This window comes from Bradyrhizobium centrolobii, from assembly GCF_001641635.1.
GTDB lineage: Bacteria > Pseudomonadota > Alphaproteobacteria > Rhizobiales > Xanthobacteraceae > Bradyrhizobium > Bradyrhizobium centrolobii.
The window spans coordinates 102,193-124,465 of sequence record NZ_LUUB01000096.1; the positions used below are offsets into that span (position 1 = coordinate 102,193).

At 64.0% G+C, this 22,273-nt stretch carries 24 protein-coding genes; all 24 read right to left on the reverse strand.

Annotated elements, in window-relative coordinates:
* Positions 1-51 precede the first annotated feature (51 nt).
* Positions 52-1,098: a flagellar hook-associated family protein gene (locus AYJ54_RS35295; protein WP_063706427.1), complete on the reverse strand. Its 1,047-nt coding sequence runs from the start codon at positions 1,096-1,098 to the stop codon at positions 52-54.
* 3 nt (positions 1,099-1,101) lie between these two features.
* Positions 1,102-2,577: a flagellar hook-associated protein FlgK gene (flgK, locus tag AYJ54_RS35300; RefSeq protein WP_063706429.1), complete on the reverse strand. Its 1,476-nt coding sequence runs from the start codon at positions 2,575-2,577 to the stop codon at positions 1,102-1,104.
* A gap of 34 nt (positions 2,578-2,611) precedes the next feature.
* Positions 2,612-3,856 (reverse strand): flagellar hook protein FlgE, encoded by a 1,245-nt coding sequence (locus tag AYJ54_RS35305; protein WP_063706432.1) that lies wholly within the window; start codon positions 3,854-3,856, stop codon positions 2,612-2,614.
* Between the two features lie 95 nt (positions 3,857-3,951).
* Positions 3,952-4,533, reverse strand: a complete 582-nt coding sequence (locus tag AYJ54_RS35310) for a transglycosylase SLT domain-containing protein (protein WP_063706434.1) — start codon at positions 4,531-4,533, stop codon at positions 3,952-3,954.
* Entirely contained in the window at positions 4,484-5,809 is a 1,326-nt protein-coding gene (fliK, locus tag AYJ54_RS35315) for a flagellar hook-length control protein FliK (protein WP_063706436.1), read from the reverse strand. Before fliK ends, AYJ54_RS35310 begins: the two co-directional genes overlap by 50 nt.
* Positions 5,806-6,990, reverse strand: a complete 1,185-nt coding sequence (locus AYJ54_RS35320) for a chemotaxis protein (RefSeq protein ID WP_063706438.1) — start codon at positions 6,988-6,990, stop codon at positions 5,806-5,808. Before AYJ54_RS35320 ends, fliK begins: the two co-directional genes overlap by 4 nt.
* Positions 6,987-8,339, reverse strand: coding sequence for a MotB family protein (locus tag AYJ54_RS35325; protein WP_063706440.1), 1,353 nt, complete (start codon positions 8,337-8,339; stop codon positions 6,987-6,989). Before AYJ54_RS35325 ends, AYJ54_RS35320 begins: the two co-directional genes overlap by 4 nt.
* Positions 8,340-8,345: 6 nt before the next feature.
* Entirely contained in the window at positions 8,346-9,020 is a 675-nt protein-coding gene (locus tag AYJ54_RS35330; RefSeq protein WP_063706442.1) for a hypothetical protein, read from the reverse strand.
* The gene (gene fliF / locus AYJ54_RS35335; protein WP_063706444.1) at positions 9,017-10,642 is read right to left on the reverse strand and encodes a flagellar basal-body MS-ring/collar protein FliF; all 1,626 of its coding nucleotides are present in this window, start codon (positions 10,640-10,642) and stop codon (positions 9,017-9,019) included. Before fliF ends, AYJ54_RS35330 begins: the two co-directional genes overlap by 4 nt.
* 306 nt (positions 10,643-10,948) lie before the next feature.
* On the reverse strand, positions 10,949-11,863 hold the full coding sequence (locus AYJ54_RS35340; RefSeq protein ID WP_063706446.1) for a flagellin N-terminal helical domain-containing protein: 915 nt from the start codon (positions 11,861-11,863) through the stop codon (positions 10,949-10,951).
* Between the two features lie 275 nt (positions 11,864-12,138).
* The gene (locus AYJ54_RS35345; protein WP_063706448.1) at positions 12,139-13,044 is read right to left on the reverse strand and encodes a flagellin N-terminal helical domain-containing protein; all 906 of its coding nucleotides are present in this window, start codon (positions 13,042-13,044) and stop codon (positions 12,139-12,141) included.
* A gap of 269 nt (positions 13,045-13,313) precedes the next feature.
* Complete coding sequence (gene fliP, locus AYJ54_RS35350; RefSeq protein ID WP_063706450.1) at positions 13,314-14,054, reverse strand: flagellar type III secretion system pore protein FliP; 741 nt, start codon at positions 14,052-14,054, stop codon at positions 13,314-13,316.
* Positions 14,051-14,494: a flagellar basal body-associated FliL family protein gene (locus AYJ54_RS35355; RefSeq protein WP_063706452.1), complete on the reverse strand. Its 444-nt coding sequence runs from the start codon at positions 14,492-14,494 to the stop codon at positions 14,051-14,053. Before AYJ54_RS35355 ends, fliP begins: the two co-directional genes overlap by 4 nt.
* A gap of 42 nt (positions 14,495-14,536) precedes the next feature.
* Positions 14,537-15,232, reverse strand: coding sequence for a flagellar basal body L-ring protein FlgH (flgH, locus tag AYJ54_RS35360; protein ID WP_063706455.1), 696 nt, complete (start codon positions 15,230-15,232; stop codon positions 14,537-14,539).
* Complete coding sequence (locus AYJ54_RS35365; RefSeq protein WP_063706457.1) at positions 15,229-16,008, reverse strand: MotE family protein; 780 nt, start codon at positions 16,006-16,008, stop codon at positions 15,229-15,231. The genes flgH and AYJ54_RS35365 overlap by 4 nt, the downstream gene beginning before the upstream one ends.
* A 67-nt stretch (positions 16,009-16,075) precedes the next feature.
* Positions 16,076-17,206 carry a flagellar basal body P-ring protein FlgI gene (flgI, locus tag AYJ54_RS35370; protein ID WP_063706459.1) on the reverse strand — a complete coding sequence of 377 codons (1,131 nt, stop codon included), beginning with the start codon at positions 17,204-17,206 and terminating at the stop codon, positions 16,076-16,078.
* Positions 17,203-17,679: a flagellar basal body P-ring formation chaperone FlgA gene (gene flgA / locus AYJ54_RS35375; protein WP_082906005.1), complete on the reverse strand. Its 477-nt coding sequence runs from the start codon at positions 17,677-17,679 to the stop codon at positions 17,203-17,205. The genes flgI and flgA overlap by 4 nt, the downstream gene beginning before the upstream one ends.
* A gap of 13 nt (positions 17,680-17,692) precedes the next feature.
* Positions 17,693-18,481: a flagellar basal-body rod protein FlgG gene (flgG, locus tag AYJ54_RS35380; protein WP_063706461.1), complete on the reverse strand. Its 789-nt coding sequence runs from the start codon at positions 18,479-18,481 to the stop codon at positions 17,693-17,695.
* Between the two features lie 17 nt (positions 18,482-18,498).
* Entirely contained in the window at positions 18,499-18,825 is a 327-nt protein-coding gene (gene fliE / locus AYJ54_RS35385) for a flagellar hook-basal body complex protein FliE (RefSeq protein ID WP_063706463.1), read from the reverse strand.
* Positions 18,826-18,827: 2 nt separating this feature from the next.
* Positions 18,828-19,244, reverse strand: a complete 417-nt coding sequence (gene flgC, locus AYJ54_RS35390; RefSeq protein WP_063706465.1) for a flagellar basal body rod protein FlgC — start codon at positions 19,242-19,244, stop codon at positions 18,828-18,830.
* An 11-nt stretch (positions 19,245-19,255) separates the two neighbouring features.
* Positions 19,256-19,636 carry a flagellar basal body rod protein FlgB gene (flgB, locus tag AYJ54_RS35395; RefSeq protein WP_063706467.1) on the reverse strand — a complete coding sequence of 127 codons (381 nt, stop codon included), beginning with the start codon at positions 19,634-19,636 and terminating at the stop codon, positions 19,256-19,258.
* 85 nt (positions 19,637-19,721) lie between these two features.
* The gene (gene flhB / locus AYJ54_RS35400) at positions 19,722-20,807 is read right to left on the reverse strand and encodes a flagellar biosynthesis protein FlhB (protein WP_063706469.1); all 1,086 of its coding nucleotides are present in this window, start codon (positions 20,805-20,807) and stop codon (positions 19,722-19,724) included.
* A gap of 13 nt (positions 20,808-20,820) precedes the next feature.
* On the reverse strand, positions 20,821-21,861 hold the full coding sequence (locus AYJ54_RS35405; RefSeq protein WP_063706471.1) for a flagellar motor switch protein FliG: 1,041 nt from the start codon (positions 21,859-21,861) through the stop codon (positions 20,821-20,823).
* Between the two features lie 2 nt (positions 21,862-21,863).
* Positions 21,864-22,253, reverse strand: coding sequence for a flagellar motor switch protein FliN (gene fliN, locus AYJ54_RS35410; protein WP_063706473.1), 390 nt, complete (start codon positions 22,251-22,253; stop codon positions 21,864-21,866).
* Positions 22,254-22,273: the final 20 nt, after the last annotated feature.

Consider the following 22,273-nt stretch of genomic DNA (forward strand, 5'->3'; position numbering starts at 1 on the left):
GCAGGAAATCGAATAACGAGACAAAGGTTACGAGCCTTGAGAGCCCTTGGCTCAGAGATAGTTGATGAGGCTGATCTTCTGCAGCTGCGACGTCAGCGCGAGCGCTGTCTGGATCTGGGTCTGCAGTGCATTGACGCGCACCGACGCTTCCGCCGGATCGACCTGCTCCATACCGACGATCTGATTGTTCAGAATGTCCTGCTGCGTCTTGAGCTTGTCGGTTGCGGAGGTGATCCGCTGCTGGATCGTGCCGATATTGCCGCCGAGCGTAGCGAGGTCAGTGATGGCGTTTCCGACGAGACCGATGGCCTTGTCCACGACGACCTGGAACGTCGCTTGGTCCAGGTTCGCATTCCCGAGATCGGCCATCATGGTGTACGCCTCGGCGAGCTTGCGGAAGCCCGTCTGGTTGGCGCTCACGGAGGTATCGGCGACCTCGGTCGTGGAGATACGGCTTTGCATGACCTGATCGGTGGCCGACGACCAATTGGTGTTCCAGGCCGGGCTCGCGAACTCGGCATCGAAAGTGGTGTCGAGAAAGGTCTGCATCTGAGCCGGGGTGATGCTGCTCACGCTGGCCGAGGATTGCGAGAAGCCGAAGGTCGCAAGGAAGTCGGCGTCGACCCGGTTCTTGCTGGCCGAGCCCGCGGTATAAGCCGTGATCGGCGTGTTCTGCGTGTTGATGCCCGAGAAAAGATTCGAGCCGTTATAGGAGACGTTCAGCGCGCCGATCAGGTCCTGGAGGTTGGAGGACGCAGGCGGCAGGATGATCCGCCCGCCGCCGTCGGTGCTGCGGGCCGCGATCAGATCCTTGAGGAAGTCCGTTGCAGTCTTGCTGAGCTGGGTGATGCGGTCCTGGGTCACGGCCAGACGTCCCGAGACGAGCCCGTTGGTATCGACGAGCTGATCGGCGAAGCTCATATCCGCCCGCAAGGTGAGGTCGCCTCCCGTCGTGGCACCAAGCTCGAGGCCGACATCGGCGAAGCGGCCGGTGGTCGCCTCCTTCGACGCCTTGCTCAGCGCAGCCTGGTTGTTCGTGATCGAGGACCTCAACGACGAAGACAGCATCAGGGTCGAGATGTAGTTCGCGCTCATCATGACTTAGTTCCCCACGGCAGCCAGCAGGCTCTGCAGCATTTCGTCGACGGTCGAAATGATCTTCGACGACGCCGAATAGGTGCGCTCGACCTGAAGCATCAGGGACATCTCGTCGTCCATGTTGACGCCGGCGACGTTGGAAAGCGCCGCGGTGCTGCGGTCGAGCAGCGTTTTCTGGTAGGTCACGTTGGAGTCCGCAGTCTTGCGCTGGTTTTCGATCCAGCTCGTCGACGACGACGCAAAGTCGATCAAGCTGCCGCTCGGCTTGCCCTGCGTGGTTGCATCGAACGGCTGCGACGCATCCATGCCGCCGATGAGCTGCTGCAGCCGGGCCGAGTAGCCGGCGTTGCCGGCGGTGTTGTATTGGTATGCGACGTTGCCGCTGATCGCGCCGTCGCGCAGCAGATTGGGGTTGCCGCCCTGGGCCGGATCGACCGATGCGGCAACCGAGATCGCGCCGGCAAGCCCCACCGAGACGGTGGCGCTCGCGGGCATCGCCGGCGCGCCGGGATAGGTGAAGAGACCGGGAACGTCGGGCAGCGACGCGCCCGATTGATCGCTTTCCCTGAAAGTATTGATCAGTCCGCGCGCGATTTCATCGAGCTGGCTCTGATAGGTGACGGTGTCCTGGTCGCGCAGCTGAGCGAGGCCCGCGAGCTTGCCCGACTTCAGCGGCATCACCGAATTGGCGCCGGTCACCGGCACGCCGTCGATATAGACCGCATTGCCCGTCGTGCCGGCCGTATAGACGTTGGTGGACGTGAAGCTCACCGTACGCGCCGTCTTGTCGAACAGGACGGCGCCGCTGTCGGTGTAGAGCGCCGCGTCTCCATTGGTACGGATCGACATCGTGACGCCGAGCTCCTGCGACAGCTGCGAGACGATGCTGTCGCGCTGGTCGAGGTAGTCGGTGATGTCGTCGCCGGAGATCGTGCCCTTCACGATCGCGGTGTTCACGGTCTGGAACTGAGAGAGCAACCGGTTGATGTTCTGAACCGACGTCTTCATGTCGGCATCCGCGCCCTCACGGACCGACTGCACGGTCTGGGTCGCCTGGTTGAGTGCGGTCGCCATGTCCTTGGCGGACGTGACCGCCGCCTGCGCCAGCGTGGTGTTGTCCGGGGCGTTGGCATATTGCTGGAGCGCCTGCTTCAGCGCATTGAGCTGCGCCGTCGGCGACTGGTCGAGCTCCGGATCGTCCACCGTGGCAGATGCGATCTTCTGGAGACCGTCATAGATCGCGGTCTGCTTGGCCGACGACGAGGTCGCGATCAGGACGTTGTTGTAGAGACCCGAGCTGGCGGCGCGCTGGATCGCCGCCACATAGACACCGGTCCCGGGGAGGTTGTCCAACACGGCAATCTTGCGCGAATAGCCGGCGGAGCTGGCACCGGCGATGTTGCGCGAGACGACCGACGACTGGATGCCCGACGCCATCAGCGAGGAGCGAGCGGATTCGAGAGCGGCGGTGAGATTCATGATTTGCTCTTGCCGGGGACCAGCGCTGCAGGACTCAGCGCTTCAGGTTGACGACCACGTCCAGCAAGTCGGCGCCGGTCTGGAACGATTTCGAGTTCGCGGTGAAGCCGCGCTGCGCCTCGATCATCGAGGTCAATTCGTCGGCGAGATCGACGTTGGAGTCTTCCAGCGCGCCGGATTTGATGGTGCCGAGGCCGCCCTGGCCGGCGAGGCCGACCTGGACGTTTCCGGAATCCAGGTTCGGCGAATAGACATTGCCGACTTCAGGGGTCAGATGGTCCGGGCTCGGAACAGTGGCGAGCGCGATCTGAAAGCTCGGCAGCTCGGTGCCGTTCTTCAGGACGGCGGTGACCACGCCCTTGTCGTCGATGTTGACCTTCTCGACCGCAGATGGAGCGTTACCGTCAACCGTCGCCTTGAAGTCGAAAGCGGAGGCGACCTGCGTCATGGCCGAGAGGTCCATTGTGAAGGGGTAAGTCGAACCGCCGGCACTGGGAACGTTAAACGAAAGCGACTTCGTGCTCGCCGCGGCCAGCGCACCCTTGCCGGCGGCCGTCGTGTCGAAGGTGAACGTGGTACTGGGGCCGGTCGGTGGAAGCAGCGACCCTCCCTGGTAGACCTGGATATCCCAGGTATCCGTCGCGGTCTGGGCAAGATAGACGTCGAGCGTCACGGGATTGCCGATATTGTCGTAGGTCACCATGGACGTCTTGGACGTATAATTGGCCGGTCCGGCCGGGGCCGTCAGATTGGCCGCGCTCGGAGCAGGAGCCAGATTGGCGGCGACCGTCGCCTTGGTCGAGGCCGAAGCCTGGAGCGCCATCTGGTTGACGTTGATGACCTGGAGGCCGCCGAAGCCATTGGCGGCGACGTTGGGCACGGCACCGTTCGCGATGTTGTAGCCCATCAGCTGGAAGCCGGCGGCATTGACGAGGTTACCCGTGCTGTCGGGCACGAAGGCGCCTGCGCGGGTCAGGAAGTTGTTGCCGTTCGCATCCTGCACGACGAAGAAGCCGTTGCCCTGGACCGCGAGATCCGTCGTCGAGGTCGTGAACTGGTAGTTGCCGGCATCGGAGATGGCGTAGCGGACCGTGGTCTCGACCGCGCCGGAATCATAATTGCCGGAGCCGCTCTTCAGTATCAGCGAGGAGAACTCCGTCGAAGCCCGCTTGTAGCCGACCGTGTTGACGTTCGCGATGTTGTCCGAGACCGTCGACAGCTTGTTGGACTGCGCATTCATCCCGGAAACGCCGGTGCGCATCACACCATACAGGCTCATGGATTGGGCTCCTTTGGTAGGTTGTCGTTACAATGAGGGTTCTTGCTTGCGCGGGGCTGATGGCAATTGGCGATGCACAACTTCATGTTGTCATTTCAGGTAGTCTTGGGCTGACAGAACGAGCGCGCCTTATCGGTCCACGCACCGAAGCCGCTGGAGATGAGATGAGCGACGATGTGACAGACGTAGCGCTTCTGCGCCGGCTGGTTGTTGGGTCCTGCATTGTAGCGCGCGACCGCCATGGTCCAGCTTCCCTCGCGCAGCTTCAGTTCTTTCAGAAAGCGCGCGGCGTAGTCGACGTTCTTGGCGGGATCGAACATCGCCCGCACCGAAGCGAACTTGTCGCCGTGATAGTGATGGTTGATCTGCATGCAGCCGAGATCGATCAGCTTGATCCCCTTGTGCCGCATCGCCTCGAAATTCGAGATCGCATCATCCATGTCCTTGGCGAACACGGTCTGTCCCTCTGCGCCCAGCGCATAGGGGTAGAGCGCGCCGCGACGGCCGGTCTCAGTCAGACCGATGGCATAGAGAATGCCGAGCGGAATTCCGTGCTGCTGGGCCGCACGCGCCATTTCGCGCTCGCAAGAGCGCGCGTTGTCGGTCGCCGCCTCGGCTGCGCCCGCGCTACAGATAAACAGGGCCGCGACGAATCTGCGGCGCCACGTCCTGGTCATGACGCGTCTCCTGATTGGGTTGGCGCTCCTGCCGGTCCTGCCTCGCTCCGCCCTCGGATTGACCGGACGACGTGCTGGAGCCGTTGAAGGCGCTCTGCGACTGCGGCGACTGTTGTTGTCCCGAAAGCTGCGATTGCGACTGGCCGGAGCCCGCCTGGAATCCATCGAGCGAACCATGCTGGACCGGCGCGACATCGGCGACGTACCCCGCCGACTGCATGAGTTCGCGGATCGAGTCGCGCTGCTGATCCAGCATCTGGCTCGTATCCTTGCGTTCTGCGGCGAGATGGACGGACACCTCCGTGCCGACCAGGCGAAGCCGCACGGTGACGTTACCGAGCGCGGGAGGCTCGAGATTGATGGTCAGGATCTTCAGCGGCTGATCGGGTGCATTGCTCTGGGACGCCGCGAGGTCCGGCGCTGCGGATGTCGATGCCGCGGGCGAACTCTTCAGCTCCGACACGACCGCGTTCGCGACCTGCTGGGTCGCGCTGAATTGCGGCACGGGCGGCAGATGGGTCTCCTGCTGAACCACCGTGACCTTGGTCGCCTCGGGCAACACGTCCCGCGCCGATGCCTTTGCAGCGCGTTCCACATTAGCCGTAACGGCTTCGAAGCCGGGCGCGGTGGGCATTGCTTTCGGCGGAACCTCGCTGCCTTGCAGTGATGTCGCCTGCGAAGCCGCCACCAGCGAGCGCGTGCCGGATGGAGTCGCGGCAGACGGAGCGAGATCGGACGTTGTCGCCTTCGCCATGCTCGCACTCTGAACGTCGCGCCCCGGGGCGGAGGATCGCTCGTCTCGCGCTGACGTGTCTTTCTTGTCGCCCGACGGCAGTTGGGTCGACGGCTTCATCGCGGGCGCGGCAGCGAGCTCCTGCCCAACGGCCGTGAGAAGGCTCAACCGGCTGTCGACCTCCACCTTCGCGACCTGATCGATCGAACTCTTGTTCGACGACTTATCCGCCGACTTGTCGGACGATGTGGGCTCCTCGGCGGCCTCGGTGCGTTCATGCACCGTCCCGTCCCTCGGCTTGTCGTGCTCGGTCGGTTGCGTCAGGCGCGCGCGCAGCGGTCCCGCCTTTCCGGCCCCGTCGGTGCCCTGGTCGTTCAACGCTCGTTTCGCCAGATTCGAGACGGTGTGGAGCAGATCGTGAAACGACGAATCCTCGGTCGACTTCGCCGCGGTGCTCTTGGCAGAGCGGGTCGCGCCGCGCGTATTGATGCTTTCGGCGAGTCCGGCAAAAAGCTGTCCGGAGGTTCCGTTGAGCTTGGTCATGGACGGCGATCCTTGGTGAGAAGATCCAGCTCGCCGAGCTGCTTCCGGGCGCGCGCAAGCGTCGCGGTCGACGAGGCGAGATCGAGACGCGCCGGAGTGGGCGGCGGCTTGTCGGCGGCGACATCGGCGGACGGGCCCAGAATCGGCTTGCGGACATCGAGGGCGAGCTGGAGCGTTGCATTCAAAAGCAGAACGTCGCGTTCGGGCAGCTTCGACCTGTCGAGCGCCTTCAGCTCGGCGAGGCCGCCGTCATATTCGTCGGTGAGCACACGGGCCGCACCACGGAAGAAGTGGGCGCGTTCTCGATCTGCTCCGATGTCCGGACTGAGCGCCAACGCCCGCTCGCCGGCAAGCCGGGTCACGGCAAGCCGGCCGCGTACGAGTCCGGCGCGCGCGATCACCAAATAGAGCTTGAGGCGGCTCGATCGGTCGATCTGCTCCAGCAGGGCGACGATCCGCGCAAAGCGGCGCTCGTCCAGTGCGAGGCTCGACTGCGTCAGGCCCGAGGAGAAGCGCTGCCAGAAATCGCCGGCATAGATGGAGTTGCGATAGTGGCGGATATAGGCGAGCGTCAGGAACTCGAACTTGTCGAAATCCTCCGCCTGCCCGACCAGGAGGATCTCGCGCCGCAGCGCCGCCTCCTCCACCAGCGTGCCGGGCAGCAAGAGGCGCGCGTCGTCGAGTCGCTCGATCGCCACCGACGCATCGGAGTGCGCGAGCAGCGCACCCTGCACCAGCGCGACCTGTCCGGCCATGCTCGACGGGATCGCGCGCGGCCTGAAGTCCTTGAGCAGCTCCCGGGCCTCGTCCTGCCGCCCCTCGACATAGGCCAGCGCACCGTTGAACAGGCGTTCGTCGACGTTCAGCTTGTCACGCGGCAACTTGCGGACGACTTGCGGCGCGCCGCCGCTGAGCAGATAGATGACAACTGCCTGACCGTTCTGCGGATTGCTCCACACGCTCGCGTCAGCGGCGAGAAATTTTTCACCGATCTGCCGGATCAGCGCGAGATGGTTGCCATGCGCGGCAGTGTCGCCGTTGGCGATGCCGTCCTGCACCGCCTGCAATGATCGCACAAGCTCGTACGGCTCGCCCGACGACGGTGCCGGATCGGCAAGCGCGCCCGTCGCGACGATCGCTTGCAGCATCACGAGCGCAGTTAGGATGCGCGACCTGATCAAGGACGCTTCTCCCGGATCAGGATTTCGATCCTGCGGTTTTGCGCGGCAGCCGGATCGTTCGGGAGTTTTGGCCGCCGGTCGGCGTAGCCTTCGACATGCTCGATCCGCTGCGCATCGACCCCAGAGCGCACCAGCATGTAATAGGCCATCTGCGCGCGCGCCGTCGACAGCCGCCAATTGTCGTAGGTGTCCGACTTATAGGGGCGATTGTCGGTGTGGCCACGGACGATGATCGTGCCGGGGCGTTTCGTCAGCAGCGGCCCGATCTTGTCGATCACGCGGATGAGCTCGGGACGCGGCTCGGCCGAGCCGACAGCGAACATGCCGAAGCTCGCATCATCAGTGAGGCTGACCAAGAGGCCTTCCTCGACCTGGCGCACCTCCGCGACAGGTCCTGCGCCGGCCTTGATGTCCGAGAGCGCGTCCGCGATCGCTGCCTGGAGCTGCTTGACGGTCGGCTGCTGGGTCTGGGCGGGATTGCGCGGGTCGGCGTCCTTTGCGGCGTCGGCCGGACGGGGCGGCGGCGCGGCGCTGGCCTGAGCGCTGGCTTGGGAGTTTGCTTGAGAATTTGCCTGCGCGCTTGCTTGCGCACTACCTTCGCGCGCGGGTGATGTGGGCGCTGGTCCTGGCGGCAGCAGTGGCGACATGCTGGCGGACGAGACCTCCGCGTTCGGCGCCACGCTTCCGCCGGCATCATCCGCCTTGGCGCGGCGCGCGGGCTGCGGCTCGCCCTGATTTGTTCCAGACGGATTTTCGCGCGCGGAAGCATTCGGCTTGGCCTCGCTCTCGATGATCCGGTCCGCGTCCTCGGACGCTTGCGGAGCCAGCTTCCAGTAGCCGGGGTCGAACGGATCGCGATAGGCGTCGCCGCCCTTGAGGCCGTCCTCTTCTGCCGAGTTCAAGGCGCCGGCGCGCCGCTGGCCCGAGGCCTGGTTCGAGCTGGCCGCGATCTCGGCAAGCGTGGCGTAGGGATCGCGAAACAGAACCTTCTCTTCGTAGAACGGCGGCTTCTCGGCCGTCGGCGAATCGCCGCGACGCTCCTCGCTCGGTCCGGCCGGCTGGCGCTTGCCGCCCTGACCATCAAACGTCGTCGGTTCCTTCTTGGAGAGATCCTTGAGGCCCTTGGGCGCGGGCGCGTTCTCGGCGAGCTTGATCGGGTTGAAATAGCTCGCCACGACCTGCTTCTGGTCCTGGTTGAGCGCGTTGAGCAGCCACATGACCAGGAAGAACGCCATCATCGCGGTCATGAAGTCCGCGTAAGCGATCTTCCAGACGCCGCCCTTGTGTGCCCCATCTTCGAAGGCGCTGCGCCGCCGAATGATGACGAGCTCTGGCTTGACCTCTTCCATCTGATGTTACCGGCGCGCGTCCTTCAGGCGCCCGGCCCAGGCCGAGATCTGGGTCTCGATCACAGTCTGGTCGGCGACGACGCGGATTTCGAGGGTATCGGCGGCCTGGTACTCGATGCCGGTTCGGCGGGCCGCTTCGAGCTGCGTCCTGACCAGGTCGAGCAGCTCGCCCGGCCCCGTGATCTTGAATACCGGCACGGGTGAATTGGAGGTCAGTGCCGCGATCTGCTCGACCAATGCGGCAACCGCCTTGTCGCGAACCGCGTCAGTCAGGAACGGGAGCAGGATGCGCGCAACGGAGCTGGCGATGTTGGTTTCAACCTCCCGGCAAGCCGCGGCAAAGCCATTCACGATGGCGACCGCCTGCTGGTCGGACCATTTGGCCCGCTCCTCGCCGAGCCTGATCGCGCTGCGGACGCGCTCTTCGGCGAGCCTGGCATCGCCTTCGGCAACACCTGCGGCGTAGCCGCGGCGATAGGCGTCATCCAGCAGATTGACCGGCGGGGTCTCGGCCTTCGGTGCAGGCGGAGGAGACTGCGGCTGCGGTTGAGCCTGAGGCTGCGGCTCGCGCCGGACATCCTTCGGCCTCGCCACCGACTCCTGCACTCTTGGCTTCTCGGGCGGCTTGGTCCGGCCGTTGGAGTCGAACTGCGTAAGGAGCTTCCCGATTGCCGCGTTCATGCCGCCTCCTCCCGACGCATCCAGTCTTTAAGGATCGCCGCTGCCTGCATCTGATCGAGCCGCACGATCTGCTCGAGCCGCTTCTGCGGCGTGCGTTGCATCTTGCCTTCGAGGTCTTCGACCAGGTTGAGCTCCGCTTCCTCGCTGTCCGGCAGCGCGAGAGCGGCGGCAGCCTCAAGCTCGGCGATCTCTGCGGCTTCGGTCTGCTCCTGCTGCGCACGATGGGTGAGGATTCCGTTGACCGCGGGCCGAAGGCCGAACCAGACCAGCATCGTGGCAACGGCCAGAATAGTCACCGCGTTGATGAAGCTTCCCATCTGCCGGTTCAGCATCTCGACGAAGCCGATCGGCGGCACCGGCGCTATCTCGCGCGAGCCCTCGATGAAGTCGACCGCCGTCACCTGGATCTGGTCGCCGCGCTGCTTGTCCAAACCGCCGGCGGTCGCCGCGAGCTGGCTGATCTCGGCGATCTTGCTGTCGATGATGGCCTGGTTGGTCTTGTCGCCGAGATCGGCGACGAGCCGTGCACGATTGATCAGGACGGCGATGAAGAGTTTCTTGACGGAGTAGCCGTCACTGACCGTCGTCGTCGTCTTGGACGAGACCTCGAAATTGGTCACGTCCTCGCGGCGCTGCTTTTCCTCGTTGGAATTCTTGCCGCCGCCGGCATTCACCTGCTGGTCCGGAAGGTTCTGCTGTACGGTTGTCGGCGTGGAACGATCGGCGTTCTGCGAGGATTCCTTCTCCCGGACGTTCCGGACCGAGCGCTCGGCCCGCGTCTCCGGATCGTAGACGGTCTCGTTGATCTGGCGCTTGTCGGTCGAAAGCTGCGGCGCGACACTGACCTCGAAATTGTCGAGGCCAAGATACGGCGTCAGCGCCTTGCGGATGTTCTCCTGCACCATCCCGCCGACCATCTTCTGCAGGCTCGCCATCTTGGTCGGCGCCGCGCTGGCCTCATCCTCCTCGGCAAGCAGCATGGAGCCGTCGGCATCCAGCACCGTCACCTTGTCCCGACTCATGCCGGGAATCGCAGCCGCCACGAGATGACGGATCGACTGCGCCGTGCGCGCCTCGATGGCTCCGTCGGTCCGCAGCACGACCGATGCAGACGGCGGCTGCTGGGTCGCACGGAACGAGCCGCGCACCGGCAGCACGATGTGAACCCGCGCAGCCTTGACGCCCTTCATCAACTGCACTGTGCGCGCGATTTCGCCTTCGAGGGCTCGAAGCTTGGTGACTTCCTGCATGAACGAGGTCAGGCCGAGCGAGCCGATCTTGTCGAACAGCTCGTAGCCGGAGTTGGCGCTGGTCGGCAGCCCCTTCTCGGCGAGCAGCATGCGCGCCTGCATGGTCTGGCTCGGCCGCACCGAGATGGCATCCCCCGCCGCGTTGACGTCGAACGCGATGTTCTGCTCGCGCAGCGCGGCGCCAATGCGCGTCACGTCTTCGCGGGTGAGGCCCGTGTAGAGCGTTTCGAACTCAGGCCGGCTCAGATAATAGGCGCCGCCGACGACGGTGACGAGAACGGCAAAGCCGATCAATCCCAAGGCCATCAGGCGTCGCGGCCCAAGCTCCAGCAGATTGTTGAGCAGTTGCTGTACCTGCGCACGACTGAGCATATGACCTCGTACCAATGCGAACGTAGAGGACACTCCGCTGCGAACCTTGTCTGAAGGTTGCGCGAGGACACGAATGTGTCAGTTCGCGGGTGAGGCGTTGCAATTTTGCAAGAGCTTTGGGTGACGCAATCAGTTCAGTGGCAACAAGCGGGCGCTCGGGCGCATGGCCGCGCGATCGGCTGCGGCGTGCTGCATGAAGTCTGGCGTCAGGAGGTCGATTGCAGGCACGTCTTGTGCCGTCACATCCGCCAATCACGGCGGGGACCGTGCTCCCGAAGGGAGCACGGTCGTTTTCGATGCTTCTGCTTAACCGCCGCGGAACAGCGACAGGATGCTCTGGCTGTTCTGGTTGGCGATCGAGAGCGCCTGAACGCCGAGCTGCTGCTGGGTCTGCAGGGCCTGGAGGCGGGTCGATTCGGCATTCATGTCCGCGTCGACGAGCTGGCCGACACCGCGGTCCACGGAGTCCATCAGGGTCTTCACGAATTCCGTGTTGGTCGCGATGCGGTTCTTGACGGCACCGAGATTGGCGGCGGCCGAGGCCACCGAGTTGATCGCAGTGGTGACCTGCGCGATGTAGCCATCGAGCGTGGTCTGGTCGGCCGTCGAGTCGGTCAGCGCGGCGATGGACATGTTGTCGACCGACACGCCGGCGGTCTGCGTGTCCAGGATGCCGCTCGTGGTCGAGGTGTAGAGCGAGAAGTTGGCGGTCGTCACGGTGATGGAACCGATGGTGGGCGTGCCGCCGACACGCGAGTACGACGACACGAGATTGAAGGTCGCCGGTGTGGTGGCCGTCGTGCTCAGCCAGTTAATTCCGTTGAAGGTCGCCGAGTTGGCCTTGAGCTTCATATCCTGCTGGATCTGGGTGATGTCCGCCTGGATCTTGGTGCGGTCGATACCCGCGGTCTTGGCTTCGACCAGCAGTGCCTGGAGCTTGGTCAGGCCGGAGTCCTTGTCGCCAATAACCGAGGTCAGAGCGGTATATTCGGTGTCGACGGTCGCAGCCGACAGACCGAGCGAGTCGGAGACGGCGGAGAGCGCGGCGTTGTCGGAGCGCATCGACGTCGCGATCGACCAGTAGGCGGCATTGTCAGACGCGGTCGAGACGCGCTGACCGGTGGAGATCCGGTTCTGCGTGGTGGCGAGTTGCGAGCTGACGTTGCGGAGGGTCTGCAACGCGGTCATTGCAGACGAGTTGGTGAGGAGACTAGAACCCATTTTGATGTCCCTTTGAAGATTGAATTGAGTTTGGGGACATACCGGGCTTGCACCGGTACGACAGGGCGGCGTCATGCCTTTGGGCGCCCGGAAAAGCGGGTTAAGGCCCAACCTGTCGTAACGGCAAGGTTAGCGAGCGAAGCTTGTGCGAGGCTTGTGGCTCTGTGCCCCGACTGCAACAGGGCCAGCCGAAATTACGGCGTGCGCGGGACGTCACGCCAAACGAAAGGGCCGCGCTTCGCGAGAAGCGCGGCCCTCCCCAGATTGTTCAAGACTTAGCGGAACAGCGACAGGATGCTCTGGCTGCTGTTGTTGGCGATCGAGAGCGCCTGCACCCCGAGCTGCTGCTGGACCTGGAGGGCCGCCAGGCGCGTGGACTCCTGGTTCATGTCGGCGTCGACGAGCTGGCCGACACCGCGGTCCACGGAGTCCATAAGCGACTTCACGAAATTCGTGTTGGTCGAGATACGGTTCTTGACGGCACCGAGATTGGCGGCGGCCGACGCCACCGAGTTGATCGCAGCGGTGACCTGCGCGATGTAGCCATCGAGCGTGGTCTGGTCAGCTGCCGAGTCGGTCAGCGCGGAGATCGACATGTTGTCGACCGACACACCGGCGGTCTGCGTGTCGAGGATGCCGCTCTGGGTGCTCGTATAGAGCGAGTAGTTGGCGGTCGTCACTGTGATGGAACCGGTGGTGGGCGTGCTGCCGACACGAGAGTACGACGACACGAGGCTGAAGGTCGCCGGTGTGGTGGCCGTCGTGCTCAGCCAGTTAATTCCGTTGAAGGTCGCGGCATTGGCCGTGCTCTTCATCTGCAGCTGGATCTGAGTGATGTCTGCCTGGATCTTGGTGCGGTCGATACCGGCGGTCTTGGCTTCGACCAGCAGCGACTGGAGCTTGGTCAGACCGGAGTCCTTGTCACCGATAGTCGAGGTCAGAGCGGTGTACTGCGTGTCGACGGTCGCAGCCGACAGACCGAGCGAGTCGGAGACCGCGGAGAGCGCGGCGTTGTCGGAGCGCATCGACGTCGCAATCGACCAGTAGGCGGCGTTGTCCGAAGCGGTCGAGACGCGCTGGCCGGTGGAGATCCGGGTCTGCGTGGTGGAGAGCTGCGAGCTCACAGACCGCAGGGTCTGGAGCGCAGTCATGGCGGTCGAGTTCGTAAGCAGGCTTGACATTGCGAATGTCCCTTTATGTACGCGTTACATTTTTCACGAGGGGACATACCGGGCTTTCACCGGTACGGAGGGGCGGCATCATGCCTTTGGACTGATGTGGGTGGGGTCCAACCCGCCGTGCCGCATTGCTAGCACGTCGAATCTTGCTTCCAGATTAAGGCCGGCTTGAATTTCGCAGCAATATCATATGGTTAATATTACTCCGTGCTAACCATAAGCCAGTACGTCTCGCTAACCATAACCAGCCGGTCGGCCGGCGATCGCGGCCGCTAAGAGAACGACCGAACCAGTCCGGAGGCCAGCAGATTCCAGCCGTCGATCAGCACGAAGAACAGCATCTTGAACGGCAGCGCGAGGATCGTCGGCGGCATCATCATCATGCCCATCGACATGGTGAGCGTCGCCACGATCATATCGATGACGAGGAACGGCAGGATGATGAGAAACCCGATCTCGAACGAGCGCCGCAGCTCGGAGATCATGAAGGCCGGAATGATAACGCGCATGTCAATGCGCTTGTCGTCGAACTTCTTGCGGAAGCTTTCCGCTGCGAGCGCCTCGAAGGTCTGAAGGTCCTTCTCGCGGACATGGGCCAGCATGAATTCGCGGAACGGATCGGTGATCCGCAAATAGGCTTCCTCCTCCGAGATCTCGTTCTTCATCAGCGGCTGGACACCGGTCTCCCAGGCCCGGTCGAAGGTCGGGGCCATGACGTAGAACGTCATGAACAGCGCCAGGCTGATCAGGACCAGGTTCGCCGGCGTGGTCTGCAGACCGAGACCGGCCCGCAGGAACGACAGCGCGACGGCAAATCGCGTGAAGCTCGTCACCATGATGAGCAGCCCCGGCGCCACCGAGAGCACCGTGATCAGCGCCATCAGCTGGATGATCCGGCCGCTGGTCGAGCCGTTCCCCGGCGGCAACAGCGAGTTCAGGTCCGGAATCTGGGCGAACGCCACCTCGGGCAGGACGATCAGCAGCAACGCGAGCAGCAGAACTCTCACTCTCACTGGATCACCAACGTCTCAATGATCAACTCGCGGACCTTGCCGGACGACCTGATGTTGGCGCGCTCGGCGAGATCGTCGCGGAGATGCTGGAGGCCGCGGGAGCCTTCGAACTGCGAGGCCGAAGCCGATCGCAAATAGGTGACGATGTCCTCGCTGATGTGGGCGGCCAGAATACCGGCGTCTTCGTCACTCATGCTGTCGGTCACCATGGAGGCTTCGATACGCGCCCAGTTGTTGGCCGGCGCGGCGAGATTGGTCACGATCGGGGACAGCTTCCTGAGCCGCGCACTGCCGGCGTAGCTCGACGCGATCGGCGGCGGGGTGGCGCTCTTTTTGGCGTCGGCGACGCGTTCGGCTGTCGCGAGAAGATGCAGACCCGCGACCGCGCCGGCGCCGATCGCGATCAGGGTCAAGGTCACGATGGCTGCAATCAGGCGCATGAAGTTCCCTGCCCCCACGATGCGGTCCGGTCTGCCTCAGCGTCAGAATGGCGCCACGGCGTCATAGACCCGATGTCCCCATCCAGGCTGCTGCACATCAGACAGATTTCCGCGGCCGCCATAGGACACGCGCGCCTCGGCGATCTTGTCGTAGGAGATCGTGTTGGCGCGCGAGATGTCGCGCGGCCGCACGATGCCGCCGACATTGAGGACGCGCATCTCCGTGTTGACGCGAAACTCCTGCGACCCGCTGATCATCATATTGCCGTTCGGCAATACGTCAGTGACGATGGCGGCGATGGACAGCTTGATGTCCTCGGTGCGATCGATCTGGCCGTTGCCCTTGATCTGGGTGTTGGTGCTGAGGTTGGCGTTGGTCTGGCCTTTGTCGTTCCATCCCGCAACATCCATCAGCCAGTCGAGGCCGAACTTGATCTGCGAGTCGCGCGAACGGTCCGTCTTGTTGTCGAGCTTGGCCTTGTCCTGCATCGAGATGATCACCGTCACCACGTCGCCGACGCGCCGGGCGCGCGGGTCGCGGTAGAGATCGGTGCCGTCGTCCCAGGTCGAGCGATAGCTGACGGGCGTGCGCAGGCGGGGCGTCACCGGGATAGGATCGGCCGGCGCCCTCAGGCCGCTACCGACGGGCGACATTTGCGGACCGAGCAGGACCTCGGCCGGATCATGGGAGCATCCGGCAAGGAATACGAGCGACAGGATGAGGATCGGCTTCTTCATTTACTCGTCTTTCCGTCATCGACACGACGCATTCCGCCGAGCAGGTCGGCGAGATGCGCCGCGCGAGCCGAATCCATCTCATTGAAGATCGCGCTCGAGCTCCTCGGGCTGAGCTTGGCGAGGACCGCCGCGGCCGTCTCGTCCGCCATGCCCGCGATCTGGGTGGCCGCAGCTTCCGGCTTCATCCGCGAATAGATTTCGACAACGCTCGCTTCGGCCTTCTTCAGGAACTCGTCGCGCAGGGCCATCCACTGCTCGTACTCGGCGCGCTTGGCCTCGACCTCCGCTATCCGCTCGCGGAGCTGGGTCTCGGCTTTCTCCAGCTCCTTCAGCTGCCAGGCCAGCCTTGCGTCGACGGCCGGATCTGCGACGTTGCTGCAGAATAGCGCGACCTCGTTGTCCAAAGGCGCGGCCGCAGCCGGCGAAGCCGGTTTCGGCGGCGCGGTGACACTGCCGGGCTTGGCCGGGCGCACGGGCGCGGACGCAGGTGCCGATGGCGGTGGTGCAGTCTCGGGAGCAGGCACCGCGCCGGTGACCGCGGGCCCGGTGTCTTCCGCGGCCCAGGCCGTTGCCCTGACGGGCGCAGTATCGCTCGGGAATGATGCGACCGGTGCGTGCGGCTTCTGGGGACCGGGGGCACGCGCCCGTGCGAAGGAGAGCAGGTTGAGCGGTTTTGACGACTTCGCCTCATCCAGCGCCAGCACGGGTGAAGCGCCCACGAGCGCTGAGGCCGCGATCAGGAGGAGGACTTGTGCTTTGTGATCCAGCTTCAGCATCGGGCGGCGTGCGATTCTCGGTCGAGATGAGAGCATTGAGCGACCAAGCTTGCACGACGCTTATGCTTCATTGGACGATGACATCGGCCTGGAGCGCGCCGGCCGTCTTGATCGCCTGGAGAATGGCGATGATGCCGGATGGCTTCAGTCCGATCTGATTCAACCCGCGTACCAGGCGCTGGAGGTCGACGCCGCTCAGAATCGCAACCTGCGCACCGGCCTCGTTGGCCTCGACGATGGTCTGGGGAACGACGACCGTCTGCCCCTTCGAGAACGGCGCCGGCTGCGACACCACGGGCATCTCCGTGACGCGTACCGTCAGATTGCCGTGCGTCACCGCCACCGTCGAGATCCTCACGTCGCGTCCGATCACCACCGTGCCGGTGCGTTCGTTGATCACCACCCGCGCCGGCGTGTCCGGCTCCACGGTCAGCTCACCGATCTCGGCGAGAAAGCGCACCGGACCGATGTAGCGCGGCTTGGACAGCACGATGGTCCGGAAGTCACGCTCGAAGGCGATCTGCGCGCGATAGCGGCCGCCGGCGTAGCGGTTGATGGCATCGAGGATTCGCGTTGCGGTGACGAAATCGGGGTTCTTCAGCTCGAGCACCAGGAACTCCATTTCATGGAGACTTCCCTGCACTTCCCGCTCGACCAGCGCACCATTCGGGATGCGTCCCGCGGTCGGCGTGCCCTGGCTGACATTCTGCGCTTGGCCGCCCACGCTGTAGCCGGCGACGGTGACGGCCCCCTGGGCCACCGCATAGACAGCGCCGTCGGCGGCGCGCAGCGACGTCATCACCAGCGTGCCGCCGAGCAACGAGGTCGCATCGCCGAGCGATGACACGGTCACGTCCATTCGTTCGCCTGGTGCGATCGAGGGCGGCAAGTCCGCAGTCACCATCACGGCGGCGACGTTGCGCGTGCGCAGCGTCGTCGGCCGCGCGGGGTTGTTCGTGCTGGTGGCCTCGTTCCTGACGTTGATGCCCATGTTCTCGAGCATCGACTGGAGCGACTGCTCCGTGAACGGCGCGTTGCGCAGCGTGTCGCCGGTACCGTTCAGGCCGATGACGAGGCCGTAGCCCACGATCTGGTTTTCGCGCAATCCCTTGATGTCCGCGATGTCCTTGATGCGGACGGCAGCCTGGGCGCCAGCCGCGGAGACGATGAGGACGAGCGCAAACAGCAGCCTGATCATGATCCGTCCACGACCTTGACGGTACCGTCCGGTTGGACGATGCCCCTGATGATCACACCGGTGTCGGTGTTTCGGACCGGGATGAGCGCACCGGCCGCGCCCGACTGCATCGCCGAGCCGTACGTCACGATCGACAGGCCGCTGTCCTCGACGACGACCTTGACCATGGCGCCGCGAGCGACGGTCCAGGGATCCTCGACCGCGTTGGTGGGGATCGGTTGGCCGGGAAGCAGCGTGCGCCGCGCCATGCGTCCGACCAGGACCTGACGTCCCTCGATGAACATGGCGACGCCAAGCAGATTGGGCGCGAAGGCGCGTTCCGTGATCATATCGTCCCTGATCACCTCGCCGACGCGGATCGACACGGCCGGCACGGGAAGCCGCCGCTCCTCTGCCGCCGCCATATGCGCAGAAGCGAGAACCAGCAGCGCGGCGGCCAACCCGCGGATGATCAAGCCCACCCTGTTCAACATGGACACACCGGAACTAGCGAAGGCCTTTCGAGACAGTCGAGGCCATCTCATCCGAGGCCTGGATGACCTTGGCATTCATCTCATAGGCGCGCTGGGCGGAGATCAGCTCGGTGATTTCCTTGACGGGATCGACGTTCGAGGCCTCGAGATACTGCTGGTTGATCTTGCCATAGCCGGCATCGCCCGGCAGCCCGACGACGGGCGTGCCGGACGCCGTGGTCTCGCGATAGAGATTGCTGCCCAGCGGTTCGAGGCCCGCTTCGTTGGCGAAGTTGGCGAGGTTGAGCTGGCCGATCTGCTGAGGATTGATTGCCGTATCCAGCTTGGCAAACACCTGTCCGGTCTGGTTGACCGTAACCTGGACCGTTCCCTGTGGCACCGTGATTGCGGGATCCAGCAGGTAGCCGTCGATCGTGACGAGCTGACCATTGGCATTGGTGTTGAACGAACCTGCGCGGGTATATTGCACCTCGTTGTTCGGACCCAACACCTGAAACCAGCCCCGACCGTTGATCGCCAGGTCGTAGGGGTTACCGGTCTGCGTGAGCGCGCCCTGGATGTGCAGCTTGCGGATGGCCGCCGACTTGACACCGAGGCCGAGATTTGCGCCCTCCGGGATCGGTGACGAACCCGAGACGTTCGAGACGCCCTGCACGCGGTCCATCTGGTAGAACAGATCGGTGAATTCCGCGCGCGCCCGCTTGTACGACGTCGAGTTGATATTGGCGATGTTGTTCGCGATGACTTCGATATTGGTCTGCTGGGCATTCATGCCCGTGGCCGCAATGGCGAGCGATTTCACAGCGTCACTCCTTCAGATCAAATCGACATACGAACGACTTCTTGATACGCCTGCACGACCTTGTCGCGAACCGCGACCGCCGTCTGCAAGGCCTGCTCGGCCGACATCAGCGCCTCGACGACGCGCCGCGTCGATTCCTTGCCCTGCATCGCCGAGATCGACGCGGCTTCGCCCGCCTTCAGCGTACCGATCGCGTCCGTCGTCACCTGCTTCATCACCGAATCGAAGCCGACGTCATCTCCGGACTGGATCGCGGTGGCCGCGGGCGAGATGGCCTGCGTCTCGGTCGCGCGGCTCGCCGCCTGGCCTGCGGAAATCGCCGTGGATGAAATCGCCTCAAGCATTGTCAGCTCCTCAGGAGATCGATGGTCATGCCCAGCATCGATCTCACCTGCTTCACGACCTGGAGATTGGCTTCATACGACCGGTTGACCTCGCGCATGTCGGCCATCTCGATCATCATGTTGACGTTGGGCAGCTTGACGTAGCCGGCCTTGTCGGCGGCGGGATGCCCCGGATCGTACTCCACGCGATACGGCGTGGTATCGACACCGATTTCCTTGACCTTCGCAAGCTGCACGCCCGAAGCACGGTCCATTGCGGCATCGAAGGTGATCGTCTTGCGCTGATACGGATCGGCGCCGGCGGTGCGCCCCGTCGAACTCGCGTTCGCGAGGTTTTCCGAGACGATGCGCATGCGCGTCGACTGCGCTTCGAGTCCGGAGCTTGCGACCGTCAGTGAGGCGCTCAGAGAGTCCAGCATGTCAGTTCACCTCAGGTCTTCGTGCTCGACAGCAACATGCGGTGAAACGACCGCACGATCGCGGAATTCATCGAGTAGTCGCGATTGACATCGCTGCCCTTGATCATTTCCTGCTCGAGGCTCACGGAGTTGCCGGAGTGAACCACGTCCCAGCTATCCTTTTTCGCGGTCGCGCGCGTGTCGGTCTCGGCCGCGCTGAGCTGCATGTGCGAGGGCGACGTCATCGCAAGCCGCACCGGCGTTCCGTCGAGCACCTTATTGAAAGGCTCGACGTCGCGCGCCCTGAAGCCCGGCGTATTGGCGTTGGCGACGTTGGTGGCGATGGTCGACTGACGGAGCTCGAGCCAGCGCGCCTGCGATGATGCGAGTTCGAAGAGATAAAGCGGTCCCACGACAGTCCCATTCTGGTCTATTCGGGAGGACCTTAGGGCTGCAAGCTTTCCCCAGGCTGACGCGGAGAACGCTGTCCTCGGAAATCTACTGAACCTTCTCAGGCCGCGGCGACTGCTTCGACTGGAGGAAGTAGATGATCTCGGCGACGGGCCGGAAGAATTCGGGCGGGATCACCTGATCGACCTGCACCGCATCGTAGAGCGCGCGCGCCAGCGCCTTGTTCTCGATCACCGGAATCCTGTTCTCCTCGGCGACCTCGCGAATCTTGAGAGCGATCCCGTCCATGCCCTTGGCGAGCACCAGCGGCGCAGGATTTTCGTCGCGCTTGTAGCGCAGCGCCACCGCAAAGTGCGTCGGATTCGCGATCACCAGCGTCGCCCGAGACGCTGAGGCGATCATTCGCTGCCGTGACCGGTCACGTGCGAGCGAGCGCAGGCGGGCCTTGATCAGCGGATCGCCCTCCGCCTGCTTGTGCTCGTCCTTGATCTCCTGCCGGGTCATGCGCAGCTCGCGCCGCCAGTGGAACCGCGCCCAGGCGAGGTCGATCGCGACCAAAACGATCGTCGCGATGCAGATCGCCGAGACGATCCGCATGGCGATGGTGAGAATCATCTCCGGCAGCGCCACCGGATCGGTGTACATCGCCTCGAACGCTTTGGCCTCGGACGAGCGCAGCACGAAGCCGACGACGAGGCCCACGGAGACGAGTTTGAACAGTGACTTGGCGAATTCCACGAGTCCCTGCGTTCCGAATAGCCGGCTCCAGCCGCTGGCGGGAGAAATACGGGAAAAGTTCGGCTGGATACGCTCCAGCACCAGGCGCGGCGCGTTTTGCAGCAGCGAGGCCGCAAGCCCGAACACGACGAGGATCACCACCAGCGGGATCAGGAAGCGCATCGCCTGGAGGCCGACCACGGTGAGGAGGTTTTGCGCGTCCGCTGCGGTGCCGAGGGGGAAGCCGTCGGGATCGTCGAGGAAACTCTTCAGGGTCGGCGTCAGCTGCTGCACGCCCTGGCCGATCAGGAACGCCTGGATCACCATCAACGCCGCCATGGAAGCGAAGATCGACGCCTCCCGAGAGACCGGAATCTGGCCCTGTTCGAGCGCATCGCGGACTTTCTTCTCGGTCGGCTCTTCTGTCTTGCTCTCCTGGTCGGATGTTTCTGCCATGCCTGTTCAGCGGTCAGCGGAAGACCAGCTCATCCTCTTGCTCGGGGTTGAGCTCGATTTCGCCCTTCTCCGCGAGCTCGAGCGCAAGGTCGGTGATCACGCGGCGCGCCTCCAGCACGTCACGCTGGTTCGACGGCTCGCCGATGGCGAGTTCGTGCTCGACGACGCGGCGGACGCGCGAGGCGACCGAGGACAGGATCAGCTCGCGGAAGTTCTTGTCGGTTCCCTTCAGTGCGATGACGATCCGATCGGTCGGCACCTGATCGAAGATCATAGTGCGCGCCTTTGGCGTCAGGTTCACGACGTCGTCGAATGTGAACAACAGCTCTTTCAGCACTTCCGCCGATTTCGGCCGCTTCTCCGACAGGCTCTTCAGCATATCCTCGATGTGGCCGCGCTCCATCTTGTTGATGATGTCGGCGACGCGGGCATAGGTGTCAGCGCCGAGATTGCGGGCGAAGTTCAGGGTCAGGTCTTCATGCAGCGTCTTCTCGATGATGCGCATCGCATCGTCGACGATCGGCTTGAGGCTGAGCACGCGCCGCATCAGCTCGTTGCGCAGGCTCGAGGGAAGCTGGCTCATGACCTTCGCGGCGCAGGCCGGCTTCACCTTGGACAGGATCAGCGCGGCCGTCTGCGGATGCTCCTTGGTCAGATAGCTCGCAAGCGAGTTTTCCGACACCGACGACACACGATCCCAGACCGAGCGGCTGGAATTGCCGAGCAGATCCGACATGATCTGTGAAACCTGCTCCGCCGGAAGCACGTCCCCGAGCACGGCTTCAAGGCCGCCGAGGGTACCGAGGATGTTCGCGCCCATCGAGAACTGCTGGGCGAACTCCTCGACGATCCCCTCCAGCTCCTGCGCGGTGATCGGCCGAAGCTCCGCCGCAGCCTTGGTGACGATGCGGATCTCTTGCGGCTCGAATTGCTGAAGCACGCTCGCGGCCGCCTGCCGGCCCATGGCAAGCAGAAGCGCCGCGACCTTTTCCGTTCCGCCCAGCGTGGCAACGCCTCGCTGCTTGACGGGAGCGATGCCGACCTGTGCCGCCATGGTCAGGTATCACCCTGCCCCAGCGGTCCAACGATCTCCGTGAGCGAGACGCCGAAGCGGGAGTTGTCCTCTTCAACGACGACGACCTCGCCGCGGGCCACGATCCGGCCGTTGACCACGACGTCGACGGGTTCGCCCACCCGGTGATCCAGCGGCACCACGGCGCCGCGGCCGAGCTTCATCAGATTCGCCACCGGGATGGTCGCCGAGCCGAGCACCACCTGCATGGTGACGGGAATGCGCAGGATCGCGTCGACGTTGGCGAACTTGCCGGTCTCTTCCGCCGTGCGCGCGGCGATCTCCGCCAGCCTCTCCAGCGAGGACGCGTCGGTGTGCCCCTCCCCGGAGGCCGATGCTCGATTGGAAGACTCATAGTCGAAAGGTTGCGCCATCTGGTATCGCCTCTTGGTAA

Bases quoted from the DNA above. Each gene is read 5' to 3' on its own strand.
- AYJ54_RS35310 (WP_063706434.1), bottom strand. From the start codon at position 4,533: ATGACCAGGACGTGGCGCCGCAGATTCGTCGCGGCCCTGTTTATCTGT.
- fliK (WP_063706436.1), bottom strand. From the start codon at position 5,809: ATGACCAAGCTCAACGGAACCTCCGGACAGCTTTTTGCCGGACTCGCC.
- AYJ54_RS35405 (WP_063706471.1), bottom strand. From the start codon at position 21,861: ATGGCGGCACAGGTCGGCATCGCTCCCGTCAAGCAGCGAGGCGTTGCC.
- AYJ54_RS35340 (WP_063706446.1), bottom strand. From the start codon at position 11,863: ATGGGTTCTAGTCTCCTCACCAACTCGTCTGCAATGACCGCGTTGCAG.
- fliF (WP_063706444.1), bottom strand. From the start codon at position 10,642: ATGCTCAGTCGTGCGCAGGTACAGCAACTGCTCAACAATCTGCTGGAG.
- AYJ54_RS35325 (WP_063706440.1), bottom strand. From the start codon at position 8,339: ATGGAAGAGGTCAAGCCAGAGCTCGTCATCATTCGGCGGCGCAGCGCC.
- AYJ54_RS35365 (WP_063706457.1), bottom strand. From the start codon at position 16,008: ATGCTGAAGCTGGATCACAAAGCACAAGTCCTCCTCCTGATCGCGGCC.
- AYJ54_RS35345 (WP_063706448.1), bottom strand. From the start codon at position 13,044: ATGTCAAGCCTGCTTACGAACTCGACCGCCATGACTGCGCTCCAGACC.
- flhB (WP_063706469.1), bottom strand. From the start codon at position 20,807: ATGGCAGAAACATCCGACCAGGAGAGCAAGACAGAAGAGCCGACCGAG.
- AYJ54_RS35355 (WP_063706452.1), bottom strand. From the start codon at position 14,494: ATGCGCCTGATTGCAGCCATCGTGACCTTGACCCTGATCGCGATCGGC.
- fliN (WP_063706473.1), bottom strand. From the start codon at position 22,253: ATGGCGCAACCTTTCGACTATGAGTCTTCCAATCGAGCATCGGCCTCC.
- AYJ54_RS35330 (WP_063706442.1), bottom strand. From the start codon at position 9,020: ATGAACGCGGCAATCGGGAAGCTCCTTACGCAGTTCGACTCCAACGGC.
- flgA (WP_082906005.1), bottom strand. From the start codon at position 17,679: ATGTTGAACAGGGTGGGCTTGATCATCCGCGGGTTGGCCGCCGCGCTG.
- AYJ54_RS35295 (WP_063706427.1), bottom strand. From the start codon at position 1,098: ATGATGAGCGCGAACTACATCTCGACCCTGATGCTGTCTTCGTCGTTG.
- flgI (WP_063706459.1), bottom strand. From the start codon at position 17,206: ATGATCAGGCTGCTGTTTGCGCTCGTCCTCATCGTCTCCGCGGCTGGC.
- flgH (WP_063706455.1), bottom strand. From the start codon at position 15,232: ATGAAGAAGCCGATCCTCATCCTGTCGCTCGTATTCCTTGCCGGATGC.
- flgC (WP_063706465.1), bottom strand. From the start codon at position 19,244: ATGCTGGACTCTCTGAGCGCCTCACTGACGGTCGCAAGCTCCGGACTC.
- AYJ54_RS35305 (WP_063706432.1), bottom strand. From the start codon at position 3,856: ATGAGCCTGTATGGTGTGATGCGCACCGGCGTTTCCGGGATGAATGCG.
- fliE (WP_063706463.1), bottom strand. From the start codon at position 18,825: ATGCTTGAGGCGATTTCATCCACGGCGATTTCCGCAGGCCAGGCGGCG.
- flgK (WP_063706429.1), bottom strand. From the start codon at position 2,577: ATGAATCTCACCGCCGCTCTCGAATCCGCTCGCTCCTCGCTGATGGCG.